This window comes from Rhizobacter sp. SG703 (genome assembly GCF_012275445.1).
Lineage (GTDB): Bacteria > Pseudomonadota > Gammaproteobacteria > Burkholderiales > Burkholderiaceae_C > Rhizobacter.
Genome location: NZ_JAAZQK010000010.1, coordinates 70041 through 83986, shown reverse-complemented (window position 1 = coordinate 83986; position 13946 = coordinate 70041). Strand labels below are relative to the sequence as shown.

Below are 13946 nucleotides of genomic sequence, written 5' to 3'. Positions count from 1 at the left end.
TGGCGGCATGCGACTGGCCGCCTTCTCCGACATCCACGGCAACCTGCACGCGCTCGACGCGGTGCTGGCCGACATCGCCACCACCGGCGCCGACCTGGCGGTCAACCTCGGCGACATCCTGTCCGGCCCGTTGTGGATCGCCGAAACCGCCGAGCGGCTGATCTCGCTCGACGTGCCGACGATCCGCGGCAACCACGAGCGCCAGGTGCTGGCGCCGGACGTTGCGGCGATGGGGGCCTCCGATGCGTTCGCGGCCTCGCGATTGCTGCCGCAGCATCGCGCCTGGCTGACCGCGTTGCCCGCCACGCTGCAGCTGACCGACGAGCTGTTCTGCTGCCACGGCACGCCCGACAGCGACCTCGTCTACTTCCTCGAATCGGTCGACCCCGGCGGCATGCGGCCCGCAACGCTCGCCGAAGCGACGGCCCGCGCCGGCCAGGCCCAGCACGGGGTCGCCCACGGCGTGATCCTGTGCGGCCACACCCACGTGCCGCGCGCGCTGCGGCTCGCCGACGGCCGGCTCGTCGTCAACCCCGGCAGCGTCGGGCTGCAGGCCTACGACGATGCGCACCCGCATCCGCACGTCGTCGAGAACGGCACGCCGCATGCCCGCTATGCGCTGCTGACGCGCCGTCCGGCCGGCTGGCAGGTCGAACTGCGCGCGGTGCCGTACGACCCCGAACCGGCCGCGCGCCTGGCCGAACGGCACGGCCGGCCAGACTGGGCCGGCGCGCTGCGAACCGGCTTCGTTGTGGAAACTGCACAGGCCGGTGCCCCGGTCGGCCCCGTAACATCGCGCGCATGAATCCAATCGTCGGGTGGGGCCTCGCGTTGATCGCGGTGGCGGCAGCGTGGCAGGCCTATGGCTGGCAGGGCGTCGTGATGGCGGTGTCGGTGATCGTGTTCTGGCTGCTGATCCAGTTCAGCCGCGCACTGCGCGTGATGAAGAACGCCGGCGAGGCGCCGGTCGGCCATGTCGGCAGCACCGTGATGCTGAATTCGAAGCTGAGCGCCGGCCTGACGATGATGCAGGTGGTGACGATGACGCGCAGCCTCGGCCGACGCATCGATCCGCAGCGCGACACCTGGGCCTGGGCCGACGATGGCGGCAGCGAGGTCACGCTCGAATTCAAGGGCGGCAAGCTCGCGACCTGGACGCTGGTGCGCCCGGCCGAGCCGTCCGACCCGTCGCATCCGTAAAATCGCCGGTTCAGCCTCATTTCCCCCTACAGGAGCCTGCCATGTCGATGGCCGATCGCGACGGAAAAATCTGGATGGACGGGCAGCTGGTGGACTGGCGCGACGCCAGGATCCACGTGCTCAGCCACACGCTGCACTACGGGTGCGGTGCCTTCGAGGGCGTGCGCGCCTACAAGACCGCGCAGGGCACGGCGATCTTCCGCCTGCGCGAGCACACCGAGCGGCTCTTCAACAGCGCGAAGATCCTGCGCATGAAGATCCCGTTCTCGCTGCAGGAAGTGATGGACGCGCAGCGCACCGTGGTGCGCGAGAACCAGCTCGAGAGCTGCTACCTGCGCCCGCTGACCTGGATCGGCTCCGAGAAGCTGGGCGTCAGCCCGAAGGGCAACCAGATCCACCTGATGGTCGCCGCCTGGTCCTGGGGCGCCTACCTGGGCGAAGAAGGCCTGCGGCGCGGCATCCGCGTGAAGACCAGCAGCTACACCCGCCACCACGTCAACATCACGATGACGCAGGCCAAGGCGGTCAGCAACTACACCAACTCGATCCTCGCGAACATGGAAGCCACCGAGGACGGCTATGACGAGGCGCTGCTGCTCGACGCCTCCGGCTTCGTCAGCGAAGGCGCCGGCGAGAACATCTTCGTGATCAAGAACGGCGTGGTCTACACGCCCGACCTGTCGGCCGGCGCGCTGAACGGCATCACCCGCAACACCATCTTCGCGATCTGCAACGACCTCGGCCTGAAGCTGGTCGAGAAGCGCATCACGCGCGACGAGGTCTACATCAGCGACGAGGCCTTCTTCACCGGCACCGCCGCCGAGGTGACGCCGATCCGCGAACTCGACCGCATCGAGCTCGGCAGCGGCTCGCGCGGGCCGATCACCGAAAAGATCCAGAGCGCGTTCTTCGACATCGTGAACGGCCGCAACCCCAAATACGCCGAATGGCTGACCGCCGTCTGAGGACCCCATGAGCAGCACGAACAAGCAACAGGAAGTGGTCGAGGTCACCGCGCACGACGTGCAGGGCCCCGGCGTGGTGTTCTGCCCGAACCCGAAGATGACGCTGTGGAGCACCCACCCGAAGGTGTTCATCGACGTCGCGACGACCGGCGAAGGCAAGTGCCCCTACTGCGGCACGGTCTACCGCCTGAAGGCCGGCGAAAAGCTTCACACGCACTGAATCGACGCACTGAAGCGACGTGATGAACCGCGCCTTGCTGATCGCCCCGCAGTGGATCGGCGACGCGGTGATGTCGCAGCCGCTGGTCAGCCGGCTGGCCGCGCGCGGCGACGAGGTCACGGCGGCCGCGCTGCCGTGGGTCGCGCCGGTGTACCGGGCGATGGCCGGCGTGCGCGAGGTGATCGAGCTGCCGTTCGCGCACGGGCGGCTCGACTGGTCGGCGCGGCGCCGCGTCGCGGCCACGCTGCGCGGCCGCTTCGACACCGCCTACGTGCTGCCGAACTCGATCAAGTCGGCGCTGATCCCGTTCTTCGCCGGCATCCCGCAGCGCATCGGCTACCAGGGCGAAGGCCGCCCGCTGCTGTTGAACAAGCGGCTGCCGAACCCGGGCGGGCGACCGCCGATGGTGGCGTTCTACAGCGCGCTGGCCGGCGGGCCCGCTGTTGCCGCCCAAGAGACCGAACGGCCGCGGCTGCAGTTCGATGCGGCGACGCTCGAACGCGTGACCGCCGCCGCCGGGCTGGCGCCGCAAGGTTACTGGGCCTTCGCGCCGGGCGCTGAATACGGCCCCGCGAAATGCTGGCCGGCCTCGCACTACGCCGAGCTGGCGCGTTCATTGCACGCCGCGCACGGCCTGCCGGTCGTGCTGCTCGGCTCCGGCAAGGAGGTCGCGCTGTGCGACGAGATCGCCGCGGCCGCGCCCGGCGCCTGCCGCGTGCTGGCCGGCAAGACGACGCTGATCGACGCGATGGTGCTGATCGCCGGCGCGCGCGGCGTCGTCAGCAACGACTCCGGCCTGATGCACGTGGCCGCGGCGTTCGGCATTCCGCAGGTCGCGGTGTTCGGCTCGACCAGTCCCGAACACACGCCGCCGCTGAACCCGCGCGCGCAGGTGATCTGGCTGAAGGAAGAACTGCAGCTCGATTGCGCGCCCTGCTTCGACCGCGTCTGCCGCTTCGGCCACACACGCTGCCTGACGGGCGTCAGCCCGCAGCGGGTCGAAGCCGCGCTCGCCGACCGCTTGCTTGCCGCCTGACACCGACGGCACCGCGATGGCCACCGAGCTGCAGCAGGACCGGTTGATGCGCGAGGCGCTGGTCGGTGCCGGCACCTCGGTCTGGGCCTGGGACATGGAGGCCGACGCGCTCAGCGGCATGGACGGCAGCGTCGCGCTGCTCGGCTACGCGGTCGGCGAGCTGCCGCCGAACCAGGCCGGCTGGGACACCGTGATCCACCCCGACGACCGGCCGCTGAACCATGCGGCCTACCTGCGCCATGCGCGCGGCGAGATCTCGGCCTACGAGAGCGAATACCGCGCGCGCCACAAGGACGGCAGCTGGCGCTGGCTGGCCGAGCGCGGGCGCATCGTCGAATGGTGGCCGGACGGGCGGCCGCGCCGCATGGTCGGCACGCTGAGCGACGTGACCTTGCGCCGCCAGGCGCAGGGCGAGGCCGCCGAGCGCGACGAACGGCTGCAGCAGATCATGCGGCACGTGCCCGGCGTGCTCTACCAGTACCGGCTGTGGCCCGACGGGCGCGCCGAGATCCCGTTCGTCAGCGATCGCTGCGTCGAGGTGCTCGGGCTGACGCCGCAGCAGTTGATGGGCGATGCGATGGAGATGTTCCGCCGCATCGCGCGCAGCGACCGCGAGGACCTGATGGCCGCGGTGTCCGACTGGGCACGCAGCAAGGCCGCGCAGCGCACCGAGTACCGCTACCACCACCCCGACGGCACGCTGCGTTGGATGCAGGCGGTGTCGTCGCCGCGGCGGGGCGACGACGGCTCGGTCCTGTGGCACGGCTACCTCGAGGACGTCACCGAGTACCGCGAGCTCGAGAAGGCGCGCGCCGCCGCGGTGACGGCCGACGCGGCGAACCGCGCGAAGACCGAGTTCCTGTCGCGCATGAGCCACGAGCTGCGCACGCCGCTGAACGCGGTGCTCGGCTTCGCGCAGCTGCTCGAACTCGACGACGAGCCGCTCAGCGCGGCGCAGCGCCGGCGCGTCGGGCTGATCCGCGAATCGGGCGAGCACCTGCTGCGCATGATCGGCGACCTGCTCGACCACACCCGCATCGAGGCCGGGCAGCTGTCGATCGAATCGCAGAACATCGCGCTCGGCCCGCTGCTCGGCGAATGCCTGGACATGCTGGCGCCGCAGGCCGGCGAGGCGGGCGTCGCGCTGCAGCCGATCGAAGGCGCGCAGGCGCTGCAGGTGCGTGCCGACCCGACTCGGCTGCGCCAGGTGGTGCTGAACCTGCTGAGCAATGCGGTCAAGTACAACCGCGCCGGCGGTTCGGTGCGGGTGCGTGCCGAACCGCTCGACGGCGAGGTGCTGCTGCAGGTGATCGACGACGGCGTCGGCATCGCGCCGAAGGACCTGCCGCAGCTGTTCGAGCCGTTCAACCGGCTCGCGCAGCAGCGCAGCGGCATCCAGGGCACCGGCATCGGCCTCGCGATCACGCGCGCGCTGGTCGTGCTGATGGGTGGGCGCATCGAGGTCGAGAGCGCGTCGGGCCTCGGCTCGACCTTCAGCGTGGTGTTGCCCAGCGGCTAGCCGGCCAGCTATTGCGGGCTACGAGCTCAGCTTGCCGACGTACAGCACCGGGCCGGTCGGCGCGCCCGACGGCGATCCGCCCGGCGGCTCCAGCGTGACGGCCAGCGCCGAGGTGCCCTGCAGCACCTGCCCGCGGCGCACCACCGTCGAGCCGCTGGCCGAGATCACGCCCAGCGAGCGCGGCGCGCCGCTCGGCGGCAGCGCCCACAGCTCGAGCGAGCGGTCGGCCTGCACGCTGACCGGCAACAGCGGCCGCGTCACCATCGCGCGGCCGTCGGCGCTGATGCTGGCGACGAAGCTCGCCGGCGTCACCGCATTCGGCTGGTCGGCCGGTGCGGCCGCCGACAGCACGACGACGATCGGCGCCTGCGCCGGCGGCGGGCTCGCGACGATGAAGGCCAGCGCCAGCGTCGCCGCGGTGGCGATGCCGCTCAGCACGCGCCAGAACGCGAGCCGAGCCCACCAGGCCTGCGACGGCGCTTCAGCGGGCCGCAGCCCGAGGCGCGCCTCGATGCGCCGCCACACGCGGGCCGGCGGCGTCACCGGCGCCAGCGTGACGGTCAGCGGCATCAGCCGCTCTTGCCAGCGCTGCACCGCGCCGCGCAGCGCCGGGTGGCCGGGCAGCAGCGATTCGAAGCGCCGCCGCGCCGGGCCGCGCAGCGTGCCGGCGACGTATTCGGCGCCCAGGCGATCGGCCAGCTCGGGCCGGCTGTAGTCCATCAGGCGCCCCGCGCACGGCCATCGCGCAGCACGGCGTTGTCGAGGCAGGCCTTCAGCGACAGCAGCGCGCGCCGCACCCATGACTTCACGGTGCCGAGCGGCTCGCGCATCCGGTCGGCCACCTCGGCATGGCTCAGGCCGTCGTAGAACGCGAGTGCCACGCTCTGCCGCTGCGACGCGCTCAGGCCCTCCATGCACTGCGCGAGCGCGCGCGCATCCGAAGCCCGGCTCAGCATCTCGAGCGGGGTCGGCGCGTCATCGGCCACATCGTCGTACACGTCCTTGTCCTCGTCATCCGTGAAGGGCGCGGGCTGCGTCTGCGGTTCGGTCTGCTTGCGGCGCAGGCTGTCGATCGCGCGGTTGCGGGCCACGCTGGTCAGCCAGGTCAGCGGCTGGCTCTGCGCGGCATCGAAGCTCTGCGCGGCACGCCAGACATTGACATACACCTCCTGCAGCACGTCTTCCGCCTGTGCCCGGTCCCTGTTGATACGCAGCACGACGGCGAACAGATGCGCGCTGGTGCGCTCGTACAGCGCGGCGAAGGCCTGGCGGTCGCCGAGCCCGCTGCGGGCCAGCAGCGCCGACAGCTCCTTGCTGCGATCACTCCAGTCGGCGGGTGCAACGGCCATGGTGCGGGGTCACGACAGGGCGTGACGAGGTTCACGTGGCGGCGATTCTATGCGGCGCCCCGGCGCCGCTGCGCGCCGGTCCACCCCGTCCGTACAATCTGCGCCCATGCAGCCTGCCCGTGAATTCGTCCTCACCCTGTCGTGCCGTGACACCAAGGGCATCGTCTACACCGTGTCGGGCCTGCTGTACCAGGCCGGGTGCAACATCCTGGACTCGCAGCAGTTCGGCGACATCGGCGAGGCGTCGGCGACCGGCTTGTTCTTCATGCGCGTGCACTTCGAGGCGCCGGCCCACCTGGCCGACGGCGCGACGCTCGACCGGTTGTTCACCAGCGTGCGCGAGCAGTACGGCATGGATGCCACCTTCCACGACCTGTCGCGGCGCCCGCGCCTGCTGCTGATGGTCAGCCAGCACGGCCACTGCCTGAACGACCTGCTGTACCGCTGGCATTCGCAACAGCTGAACGTCGACATCGCGGCCATCGTGTCGAACCACCCCGATTTCGCCGGGCTCGCCGAGCGCTACGCGATCCCGTTCCACCACCTGCCGCTGCCGGCCGGCAGCAGTGCCGAGGCCAAGCGCGCGCAGGAGCGCCAGGTCGAGGCGCTGATCGAGCGCGAGCGCGTCGACCTGACGGTGCTCGCGCGCTACATGCAGATCCTGAGCGCCGACTTCTGCGGCTTCATGAAGGGCCGGGCGATCAACATCCACCACAGCTTCCTGCCGAGCTTCAAGGGCGCGAAGCCGTACTTCCAGGCGCACGACCGCGGCGTCAAGCTGATCGGCGCGACCGCGCACTACGTGACCGCCGACCTCGACGAAGGGCCGATCATCGAGCAGGACGTGGCCCGCGTCGACCATTCGCTGAGCGCGCAGGACTTCACCGCGGTCGGCCGCGACGTCGAGTGCATGGTGCTGGCGCGCGCGGTGCGCTGGCACGTCGAGCACCGTGTGCTGCTGAACGGTCAGAAGACCGTCGTCTTCCGCTGAGGACCTTGTCGACATGGCCCGCCCCAAACCGCCCGCCGCCACGCTGCTGTCTTCGGCCGACGACACCGAACAGCAGTTCTACGAGGCGCTGCAGCGCGGCGACATCGAGAAGCTGATGGCGGTCTGGTCCGACGACGACGACATCACCTGCGTGCACCCGGGCGGGCCGCGGGTGGTCGGGCCGGCCGCGATCCGCGCGGCCTTCGAATCGATGTTCTCGAACGGCAGCATCGATGCGCACCCCGAGAAGGTGCGGCGGCTCGAGAGCGAATCGACCGCGGTGCACAGCGTGCTCGAACGGGTGCAGGTGATGACCAACGAAGGTCCGCAGGCGGCCTGGGTCGTCGCGACCAACGTCTACGTGAAGACGGCGCTCGGCTGGCGCATGGTCGCGCACCATGCGAGCCCGGGGTCGATCGGCGAGGTGCAGGAGCTCGGCGAGACGCCGGCGGTGCTGCACTGAGGTGACGCCGATGGATTTCTCTTCCCCGCGCTGGCTCGGCGGCCGCGGTGCCGTCGGCGGCAATCTGCAGACGATCTGGCCGGCGTTGTACTCGAAGCGCTACCACGGGCCGGCTCCGGTGTACCGCCGCGAACGCTGGAACACGCCGGACGGCGATTTCATCGACGTCGATTTCCAGGTCGGCCCCGAAGGAGCCGATGCTGCCGCCGATGTGCCGATGCTGGTGCTGTTCCACGGGCTCGAAGGTTCGTCGGCGAGCCACTACGCACAGTCCTTCGCGCACTGGGCGCGCGAGCGCGGCTGGCGCTACGTGGTGCCGCATTTCCGCGGCTGCTCCGGCGAGATCAACCTGGCGCCGCGCGCTTACCACTCCGGCGATTTCGAGGAGATCGGCTGGGTGCTGCAGGCGCTGCGGACCCGGCACGCCGGGCCGATCGTCGCGGTCGGCGTGTCGCTGGGCGGCAACGCGCTGCTGCGCTGGGCCGAGGAGGCCGGCGAGACGGCGTCGGCCGTGGTGCGCGCGGTCTGCGCGATCTCGTCGCCGATCGACCTGGCGGCCGGCGGGCAGGCGATCGGGCGCGGCTTCAACCGGCATGTCTACACCCGCATGTTCCTGCGCACGATGATCCCGAAGGCGCTGCGCAAATGGGAGCAGCACCCGGGCCTGTTCGACCGCGAGCGGCTGCGTGCGGTGCGCGACCTGTATGCGTTCGACAACGTGTTCACCGCGCCGCTGCACGGCTTTCGCGACACCGACGATTACTGGCATCGCGGCTCGGCCAAGCCCCACCTGCACCGCATCCGCGTGCCGGCACTGGTGCTGAATGCGCGCAACGACCCGTTCGTGCCGGCGCACAGCTTGCCCCGGCAGGCCGAGGTCGGCCCGTTCGTCACGTTGTGGCAGCCGCACCATGGCGGGCACGTCGGCTTCCCCGCCGGCGCGTGGCCGGGGCATGTGATGACGCTGCCGGAGCAGGTGATGGGCTGGATGGTGGACCGCCTCCCGGTCGATGGCGTGGGGCGGCCCGGCGCTCGGCCCGCCTGAGGCCGCTGAAGGAGGTCCGATGGACGAGATGGTCAAGGCCGCGCTGAAGAAGTGGCCCAACGTGCCGGCCTGCGTCGGCTGGCTCGCGCTCGATGCCCGCGGCGAGTGGTACATGCGCGACGACCGCGTTCAGGCGGCGGGCGCGTTCCCGCAGGTCAAGGGCAGCGCGATCCGCCACGACAAGCTGCGCGAATTCATTGGCCGCAACTACGAGGGCGACGCGCAAGGCCGCTGGTTCTTCCAGAACGGACCGCAGCAGGTGTTCGTCGAACTGGAGGCGGCGCCGTGGGTGTGGCGGCTGGCGGCGCGGGCCGACGCGGCGCCGCTGCTCGAATCGCACACCGGCCGCGCGGCGCGCATGGACACGGCCTGGCTCGACGAAGCGGGCCGGCTGTACCTCGGCACCGACCTCGGGCTGGGCATCGTGCACACGCTCGACATGGAAGCGGCCGCCGATGCCGTCGAGCGCGGCTGGTGGGTGCCGCAGGCGATCGACCAGGCGGCGCTGCTGCAGCGCTTCGGTGTCTGCCTGAGCCCGCAGGCCCTGAAATGACGAAGCCGGCGCGAGGCCGGCTTCGATGCGTGGGCGGGCGCCGGGCTTACTTCGGGGCGGAGGCGGCGGCCGACGCGGCGGGTGCTGCCGCAGAGGCTGCCGGCGCGGCTTCGGCCGTGGCGGCGGACGCGGCACCCGAGGCCGGCGTAGCGGCGGGTTCCGCGAACTTGGCGCCGCCCTTGTTGGCCATGTAGACGACTGCGCGGCCGATCTCGACGTCGCTGAAATCGCCACCGCCTTGCGGGCCCATCGCGCCCTTGCCCTTCAGTGCGTGCGTCAGCAGGACCTCGTAGCCCTGCGGGATGCGCGGGCCCCAGGCAGCGGTGTCGCCGAACTTCGGGGCACCGGCGACGCCGGCGGTGTGGCAGGCGGTGCACTGGGCGGCGAAGACCTGTTCGCCGCTCTTCAGCGAGCCCGGGTCGGACAGGTCCTTGACCTCGTAGCTGGCGATCGGCTGGATGCGCTTGGCCACCGCCTCGGCCTTCAGGCCGTCGCTGCCGGCGGCGGGCTGGTGGTCGGCCTCGACGAAGCTGACGAGCAGGATGATGGCAAGGATCGGGATCACGAACGCGAAGAACACCGCGAGGATCAACTGCTTGGGCGTCTTGATCGGGCCCTCGTGCGGGGCGTCGTGTTCGGGGGTGCTGTGGGCATCGCTCATGGAGTTCCTCGAGGCGTATCCGTTGGCTGCCGGTGCTGGCAAAACCGCGGGATTATAGAGGTCGCCTTCTCGCGCGCCACAGGGCTCACCCGGGGCAGTCGGCGACCACTGTAGAATCGCGCACTTCGCGCCCGTAGCTCAATGGATAGAGTACTGCCCTCCGAAGGCAGGGGTTGCTGGTTCGATCCCAGCCGGGCGCACCATTTCACCGTTAGGCGCCGATAGAGCACCTGTGGAATCGGGCGATTGCTGGCCGGATTGCCACATATCCACTGAAGACGAAAACGACCAACAAACGCCTTATCGCTTGTTGTGTTCCCAGGGGCGATATGCCGACCCGTCCCGAAGCTGGCCTGAGACACGAGGCCGCCATTGGCTTTGTGCTTTGTCGAGCTCTCCAAGGTAGGCTGTGCCAAGCTGTAGGGAGGCTTTGCTTTCCTCGAGACCGGCGTCATCCAGCCTGTTCCTCAGGCGTAACGGGGCGACTGTCTGCCCGGTAACTTGGCTGGTCATCCTGTTGGTCGGCAACTTGCCTGCGCGCCACGACTGAAGATAGAGTCTTCCGCCGCTTGAAGACCGCTTGGCTGGGCTTGGAGTCGCTGTTCCACTCGAAGGGACGTCGCCCGCGATTTCAACATCCTGTAGCCGTCAGAGGCGTAGCGAAGCAGGGTGCCGTCGTCGACATGAAGAGCTGCAACGATCGCAGCACACGCAGATGCGTTGCTCTGGGCTTGCTTCATCGCAACCTGCAGCTCTTGGGCATCAACTCTGCGGTCAGCGGTTTGCCTGCACCGGGGCGACCTGCGGCCTCCTCGTCGAACTGCTCCCGATCGACGTACGTCCCCAGGACGGCCGCATCCAGCGGTCGCATGAGGAAGCCGGCGCCGAAGGTCTGGAAGGTCAATATCAGCGACGCGCATTCCGACTGGGCCGGGAAGAACGTCGTGGCGATGTTTGTGGCGTGGAAGCCGAAAAGGAAAAAATCGAACATCTCGAGCAGGTTGCCGCTCGTGACTTGCAGCACGGATCGCAGCTGTGCGATGCGGGAGCGAACCGGGAGGTCGGCGGGTGGAAAGCTCCGGATGTTCGAGGCTCATGCAGTGGTTCCCGTCGAGTCGTAGCTGTGCGTCAGGATCGCTGCAATTCGGGCAGACCCTGGGGACGTGGCCGCGCAGCCGCCACGAGCCGATGTCAAACTCGACGGGCAATTGCTGCATCCCTTCAACCGCCCTGCAACACCGAGCACGCCATGACTTTCCGATCGCCAGTGTTGCGGGATCTCTTCCACTGTCTTGTTTCGTTCGCCGCCTCACTCACGGTCTCGCTCGTCGCATCGCTGCCTGCCGCCGCGGCCGACAACAGCGGCTCCAAACCGCCGATCGTGCTCGGGCTGACCGGTGAACTCAGCGGGCTGGCTGTCGGCGTCGAAGGCCTGCAAGGGGCAACGGCGTATTTCGATTCGGTCAACAAGCGTGGTGGCCTGTTCGGTCGCTTGATCGAACTCAAGGCCTACGACGACGGCCGCGACATCAAGCGGGTGGTGCAGAACACCCAGAAGCTGATCGCCGAGGACCGTGTCTTCGCCTTGTTCGGCTACCGCAGCACGCCGTCGCTGGAGGCGGCAATCCCGATCCTGTCGAAGGAAGGCGTGCCGATGATCGCGCCTTATTCCGGCGCGCAGTCGGTGCGCTCGCCGCACAACCCGATGGTCTTCCACCTGAGGGCCAGCTACCAGCAGGAGGCGACCAAGCTCATCGACCACCTCGCAACCGAAGGTGTGCGCAGGATCGCGGTGTTCTACCAGGACGACCCATTCGGCAAGGACGCCTTGTCGGGCATGGAGCAGGCGCTGAAGAAGGCAGGACTCGCGGCCATTGCACAAGCCACCTACGACCGCAAGACGCTGAACATAGAGGCCGCGGTCAAGGCCATCGCAGCGTCGGCCCCGGATGCCGTGGTGATGGCCTGCACGCCCAGCGCCTGCGCCGATTTCATCAAGCAGATGAACGCCGCCGGGCGCCGACCGCAGTTCCTGCTGCTGTCGAACGTGAACTCCAACGAATTCGTCAAGTCGCTGGGCGACCTCGGCCGTGGCGTCGTGATGTCGCAGGTCGTGCCCTATCCCTGGAGCAACACCATCCCGCTGGCACGCGAGTACCAGCAGGTCCTCAAGGATGGCGGCAACAAGGTGCCGGTGTCGTACGCCAGCTTCGAAGGGTTCATCGCCGCGAAGTTGGTGGTCAACGCGCTGCGCTCGGCCGGATCCGACCCGACACGCGCAGGCCTCATTGCCGCGTTGGAGAGGATGGACGACGTGGATCTCGGAGGAATGCGGGTGCACTTCTCGAACAAGAACCACAACGGCTCCAGCTTCGTGGACCTGACGCTGGTCAGCCTGAGCGGCACCTACATCCACTAGTCTTGCTGTGTCGCAAGCGCCGTTCGCCCGGTCGGATCATCTGGGGGCTCCAGTGGCCACGTTTGCGAAAACCGTGTTCCTTGAGTACCGTTGAGTGCAACTGAGAGAACAGGGCGTCGCGAGCGGAGGGCGCGTTCATGGTTCATCACAGCTATCGCTCACTGGTACGTCCAAAGTCTCGTGGCGATGCGACTTCTGCTCCCGGCGACTTCTCTTCGCTCCAACGTTCGGACTGCTTCAGGAAAGCAAAGCCGACGAGCGATACCAGCCCCATCCCGACAGCAGTGCCAGCGACCCCAGGACCAAGCCCCGCAGGCTCGGCAAGGCAAGCAGTCCACCAACAATGCGCAGGGCGAATGCCGCGTTGCGCTTGACATCAACGCCGCATCATCGATCGTGGCTGCCGCTCGCCAAGGCTCTTCGGAGGCGATCGAGGTATCCCGGCTGCAGGCTCGCGTTGCCCGCGAAAGCCGCGTCGATCATCTCGATGAATATCCGCGTGCGCTTTGCGAGCAGTCTGCGCTCCGGGTAGACCAGATGGACCGCGGCGGCGGGGAGTGGATGTCCGGGCAGCAACGCCTTGACGCGCCCAGCGCGAAGCTCCTCCTCGAAGACCCAGACGGGTGCGAGGCCGATCCCGAAACCCTGACGTACCGCGCTCACGATCGCTTGCTGGTTGTTGAGGCGGTAGCGACCCCGTACCGTGATGTCGCCGCCAACGAAGGGCCAGAGACCTCCGGAAGGCAATCGGGTGTTCAGGATGCATTCGTGCTGCATCAGGTCGCTTGGCGTCGCGGGCTCGCCATGGCGTTCGAGGTAGTCGGTGCTGGCGAAGACGGCGCGCTCTGAAATGCCGACCTGTCGTGCCACCAGCAAGCTGCTTTTCAAGGGTCCCACGCGCACTGCCAGGTCGAAGCGCTCGGCGATGAGGTCGACGTATTCGTCGGACAGATGCAATTCGACTTCGAGCTGCGGGTTCTGCGCGAGCAGGGGCGCTATCAAGGGTTGCACATGCAGCAGACCGACAGCCATCGAGCAACTGACGCGCAGCAGGCCCCGGGGCATTTCTTTGCCGCGGGCCACCGATTCGGCCTCGGCTATCGTGTCGAGCGCACGCCGGGCCTCGGTGTAGTAACGCTCCCCCTCGATCGTCAGCGACAGCTTGCGCGTTGTCCGGCGCAGGAGACGCACGGCAAGGTGCGATTCCAGAGAATCGATATGCCGACTGACATTGGGCTGCCCGATGCCGAGTTCGCGCGCCGTCGCGGAGAAGCTGCCGGTTTCCACCGCGCGCACAAAGCACTCCATCCACAGCAGCTTGCCCGTTTGCCGAACCCCATCGCCTCTCTGCTCGGACAGGACCGGAGCGGCCGCTTGTTCAGTCATCTGCCTTTTGGTCATTCCTCTTTCGCATGGATGATCGAGCATGAAGCTCCGAAGCCGTTTACTCCGAGTGATCGGAGCATAGGTGATATGCGGTCCGCCCCCCTTCCAGGGGGCGGCGTGCGGCAGCACACTGAAGCCC

The 13946-nt window shown here is 68.7% G+C and carries 15 protein-coding genes, 1 tRNA gene and 1 pseudogene; 12 read left to right on the top strand and 5 right to left on the bottom strand.

Translation table 11 applies throughout. From position 1 onward, the window contains the following. Positions 1-7 precede the first annotated feature (7 nt). The 6 genes from FHT26_RS21220 to FHT26_RS21195 are packed head-to-tail and all read left to right on the top strand — an operon-like array spanning position 8 to position 4940. On the top strand, positions 8-805 hold the full coding sequence (locus FHT26_RS21220) for a metallophosphoesterase family protein (protein WP_168562092.1): 798 nt from the start codon (positions 8-10) through the stop codon (positions 803-805). Next, positions 802-1200 carry a hypothetical protein gene (locus FHT26_RS21215; RefSeq protein ID WP_168562091.1) on the top strand — a complete coding sequence of 133 codons (399 nt, stop codon included), beginning with the start codon at positions 802-804 and terminating at the stop codon, positions 1198-1200. The genes FHT26_RS21220 and FHT26_RS21215 overlap by 4 nt, the downstream gene beginning before the upstream one ends. Positions 1201-1241: 41 nt before the next feature. After that, positions 1242-2165, top strand: a complete 924-nt coding sequence (locus FHT26_RS21210; protein WP_168562090.1) for a branched-chain amino acid transaminase — start codon at positions 1242-1244, stop codon at positions 2163-2165. 7 nt (positions 2166-2172) lie between these two features. After that, the gene (locus FHT26_RS21205) at positions 2173-2385 is read left to right on the top strand and encodes a zinc-finger domain-containing protein (protein WP_168562089.1); all 213 of its coding nucleotides are present in this window, start codon (positions 2173-2175) and stop codon (positions 2383-2385) included. 22 nt (positions 2386-2407) lie between these two features. Then, a complete protein-coding gene (gene waaF / locus FHT26_RS21200; protein WP_168562088.1) occupies positions 2408-3421 on the top strand; it encodes a lipopolysaccharide heptosyltransferase II in 1014 nt (337 codons plus the stop codon). Then, positions 3411-4940 (top strand): sensor histidine kinase, encoded by a 1530-nt coding sequence (locus FHT26_RS21195; RefSeq protein WP_168562087.1) that lies wholly within the window; start codon positions 3411-3413, stop codon positions 4938-4940. The genes waaF and FHT26_RS21195 overlap by 11 nt, the downstream gene beginning before the upstream one ends. An 18-nt stretch (positions 4941-4958) precedes the next feature. On the opposite strand, the gene FHT26_RS21190 is transcribed toward FHT26_RS21195, so the two are convergent. Next, on the bottom strand, positions 4959-5660 hold the full coding sequence (locus FHT26_RS21190) for an anti-sigma factor (protein WP_168562086.1): 702 nt from the start codon (positions 5658-5660) through the stop codon (positions 4959-4961). Next, complete coding sequence (locus FHT26_RS21185; protein WP_168562085.1) at positions 5660-6289, bottom strand: sigma-70 family RNA polymerase sigma factor; 630 nt, start codon at positions 6287-6289, stop codon at positions 5660-5662. The genes FHT26_RS21190 and FHT26_RS21185 overlap by 1 nt, the downstream gene beginning before the upstream one ends. A gap of 106 nt (positions 6290-6395) precedes the next feature. Here FHT26_RS21185 and purU point away from each other — a divergent pair, with 106 nt between their 5' ends. The 4 genes from purU to FHT26_RS21165 are packed head-to-tail and all read left to right on the top strand — an operon-like array spanning position 6396 to position 9341. After that, on the top strand, positions 6396-7280 hold the full coding sequence (gene purU / locus FHT26_RS21180; protein ID WP_168562084.1) for a formyltetrahydrofolate deformylase: 885 nt from the start codon (positions 6396-6398) through the stop codon (positions 7278-7280). Between the two features lie 13 nt (positions 7281-7293). Continuing rightward, positions 7294-7743 carry a YybH family protein gene (locus FHT26_RS21175; protein ID WP_168562083.1) on the top strand — a complete coding sequence of 150 codons (450 nt, stop codon included), beginning with the start codon at positions 7294-7296 and terminating at the stop codon, positions 7741-7743. Positions 7744-7753: 10 nt separating this feature from the next. After that, positions 7754-8788: a YheT family hydrolase gene (locus tag FHT26_RS21170; RefSeq protein WP_168562082.1), complete on the top strand. Its 1035-nt coding sequence runs from the start codon at positions 7754-7756 to the stop codon at positions 8786-8788. A 19-nt stretch (positions 8789-8807) separates the two neighbouring features. Then, entirely contained in the window at positions 8808-9341 is a 534-nt protein-coding gene (locus FHT26_RS21165) for a DUF2946 family protein (RefSeq protein WP_168562081.1), read from the top strand. Positions 9342-9387: 46 nt separating this feature from the next. On the opposite strand, the gene FHT26_RS21160 is transcribed toward FHT26_RS21165, so the two are convergent. Next, complete coding sequence (locus FHT26_RS21160; protein WP_168562080.1) at positions 9388-10002, bottom strand: c-type cytochrome; 615 nt, start codon at positions 10000-10002, stop codon at positions 9388-9390. A gap of 127 nt (positions 10003-10129) precedes the next feature. Here FHT26_RS21160 and FHT26_RS21155 point away from each other — a divergent pair. Beyond that, positions 10130-10205 (top strand) — tRNA-Arg (locus FHT26_RS21155). 623 nt (positions 10206-10828) lie between these two features. On the opposite strand, the pseudogene FHT26_RS21150 reads toward FHT26_RS21155, so the two are convergent. Then, a pseudogene (locus FHT26_RS21150) lies at positions 10829-11086 on the bottom strand (citrate-proton symporter); the annotation flags it as partial. Positions 11087-11125: 39 nt separating this feature from the next. Here FHT26_RS21150 and FHT26_RS21145 point away from each other — a divergent pair. Further along, positions 11126-12421 carry an ABC transporter substrate-binding protein gene (locus tag FHT26_RS21145; RefSeq protein WP_168562079.1) on the top strand — a complete coding sequence of 432 codons (1296 nt, stop codon included), beginning with the start codon at positions 11126-11128 and terminating at the stop codon, positions 12419-12421. A 387-nt stretch (positions 12422-12808) separates the two neighbouring features. Here the strand turns inward: FHT26_RS21145 and FHT26_RS21140 are convergent, their stop codons facing one another. Beyond that, positions 12809-13807, bottom strand: coding sequence for a LysR family transcriptional regulator (locus FHT26_RS21140; protein WP_246868030.1), 999 nt, complete (start codon positions 13805-13807; stop codon positions 12809-12811). Between the last annotated feature and the right edge of the window lie 139 nt (positions 13808-13946).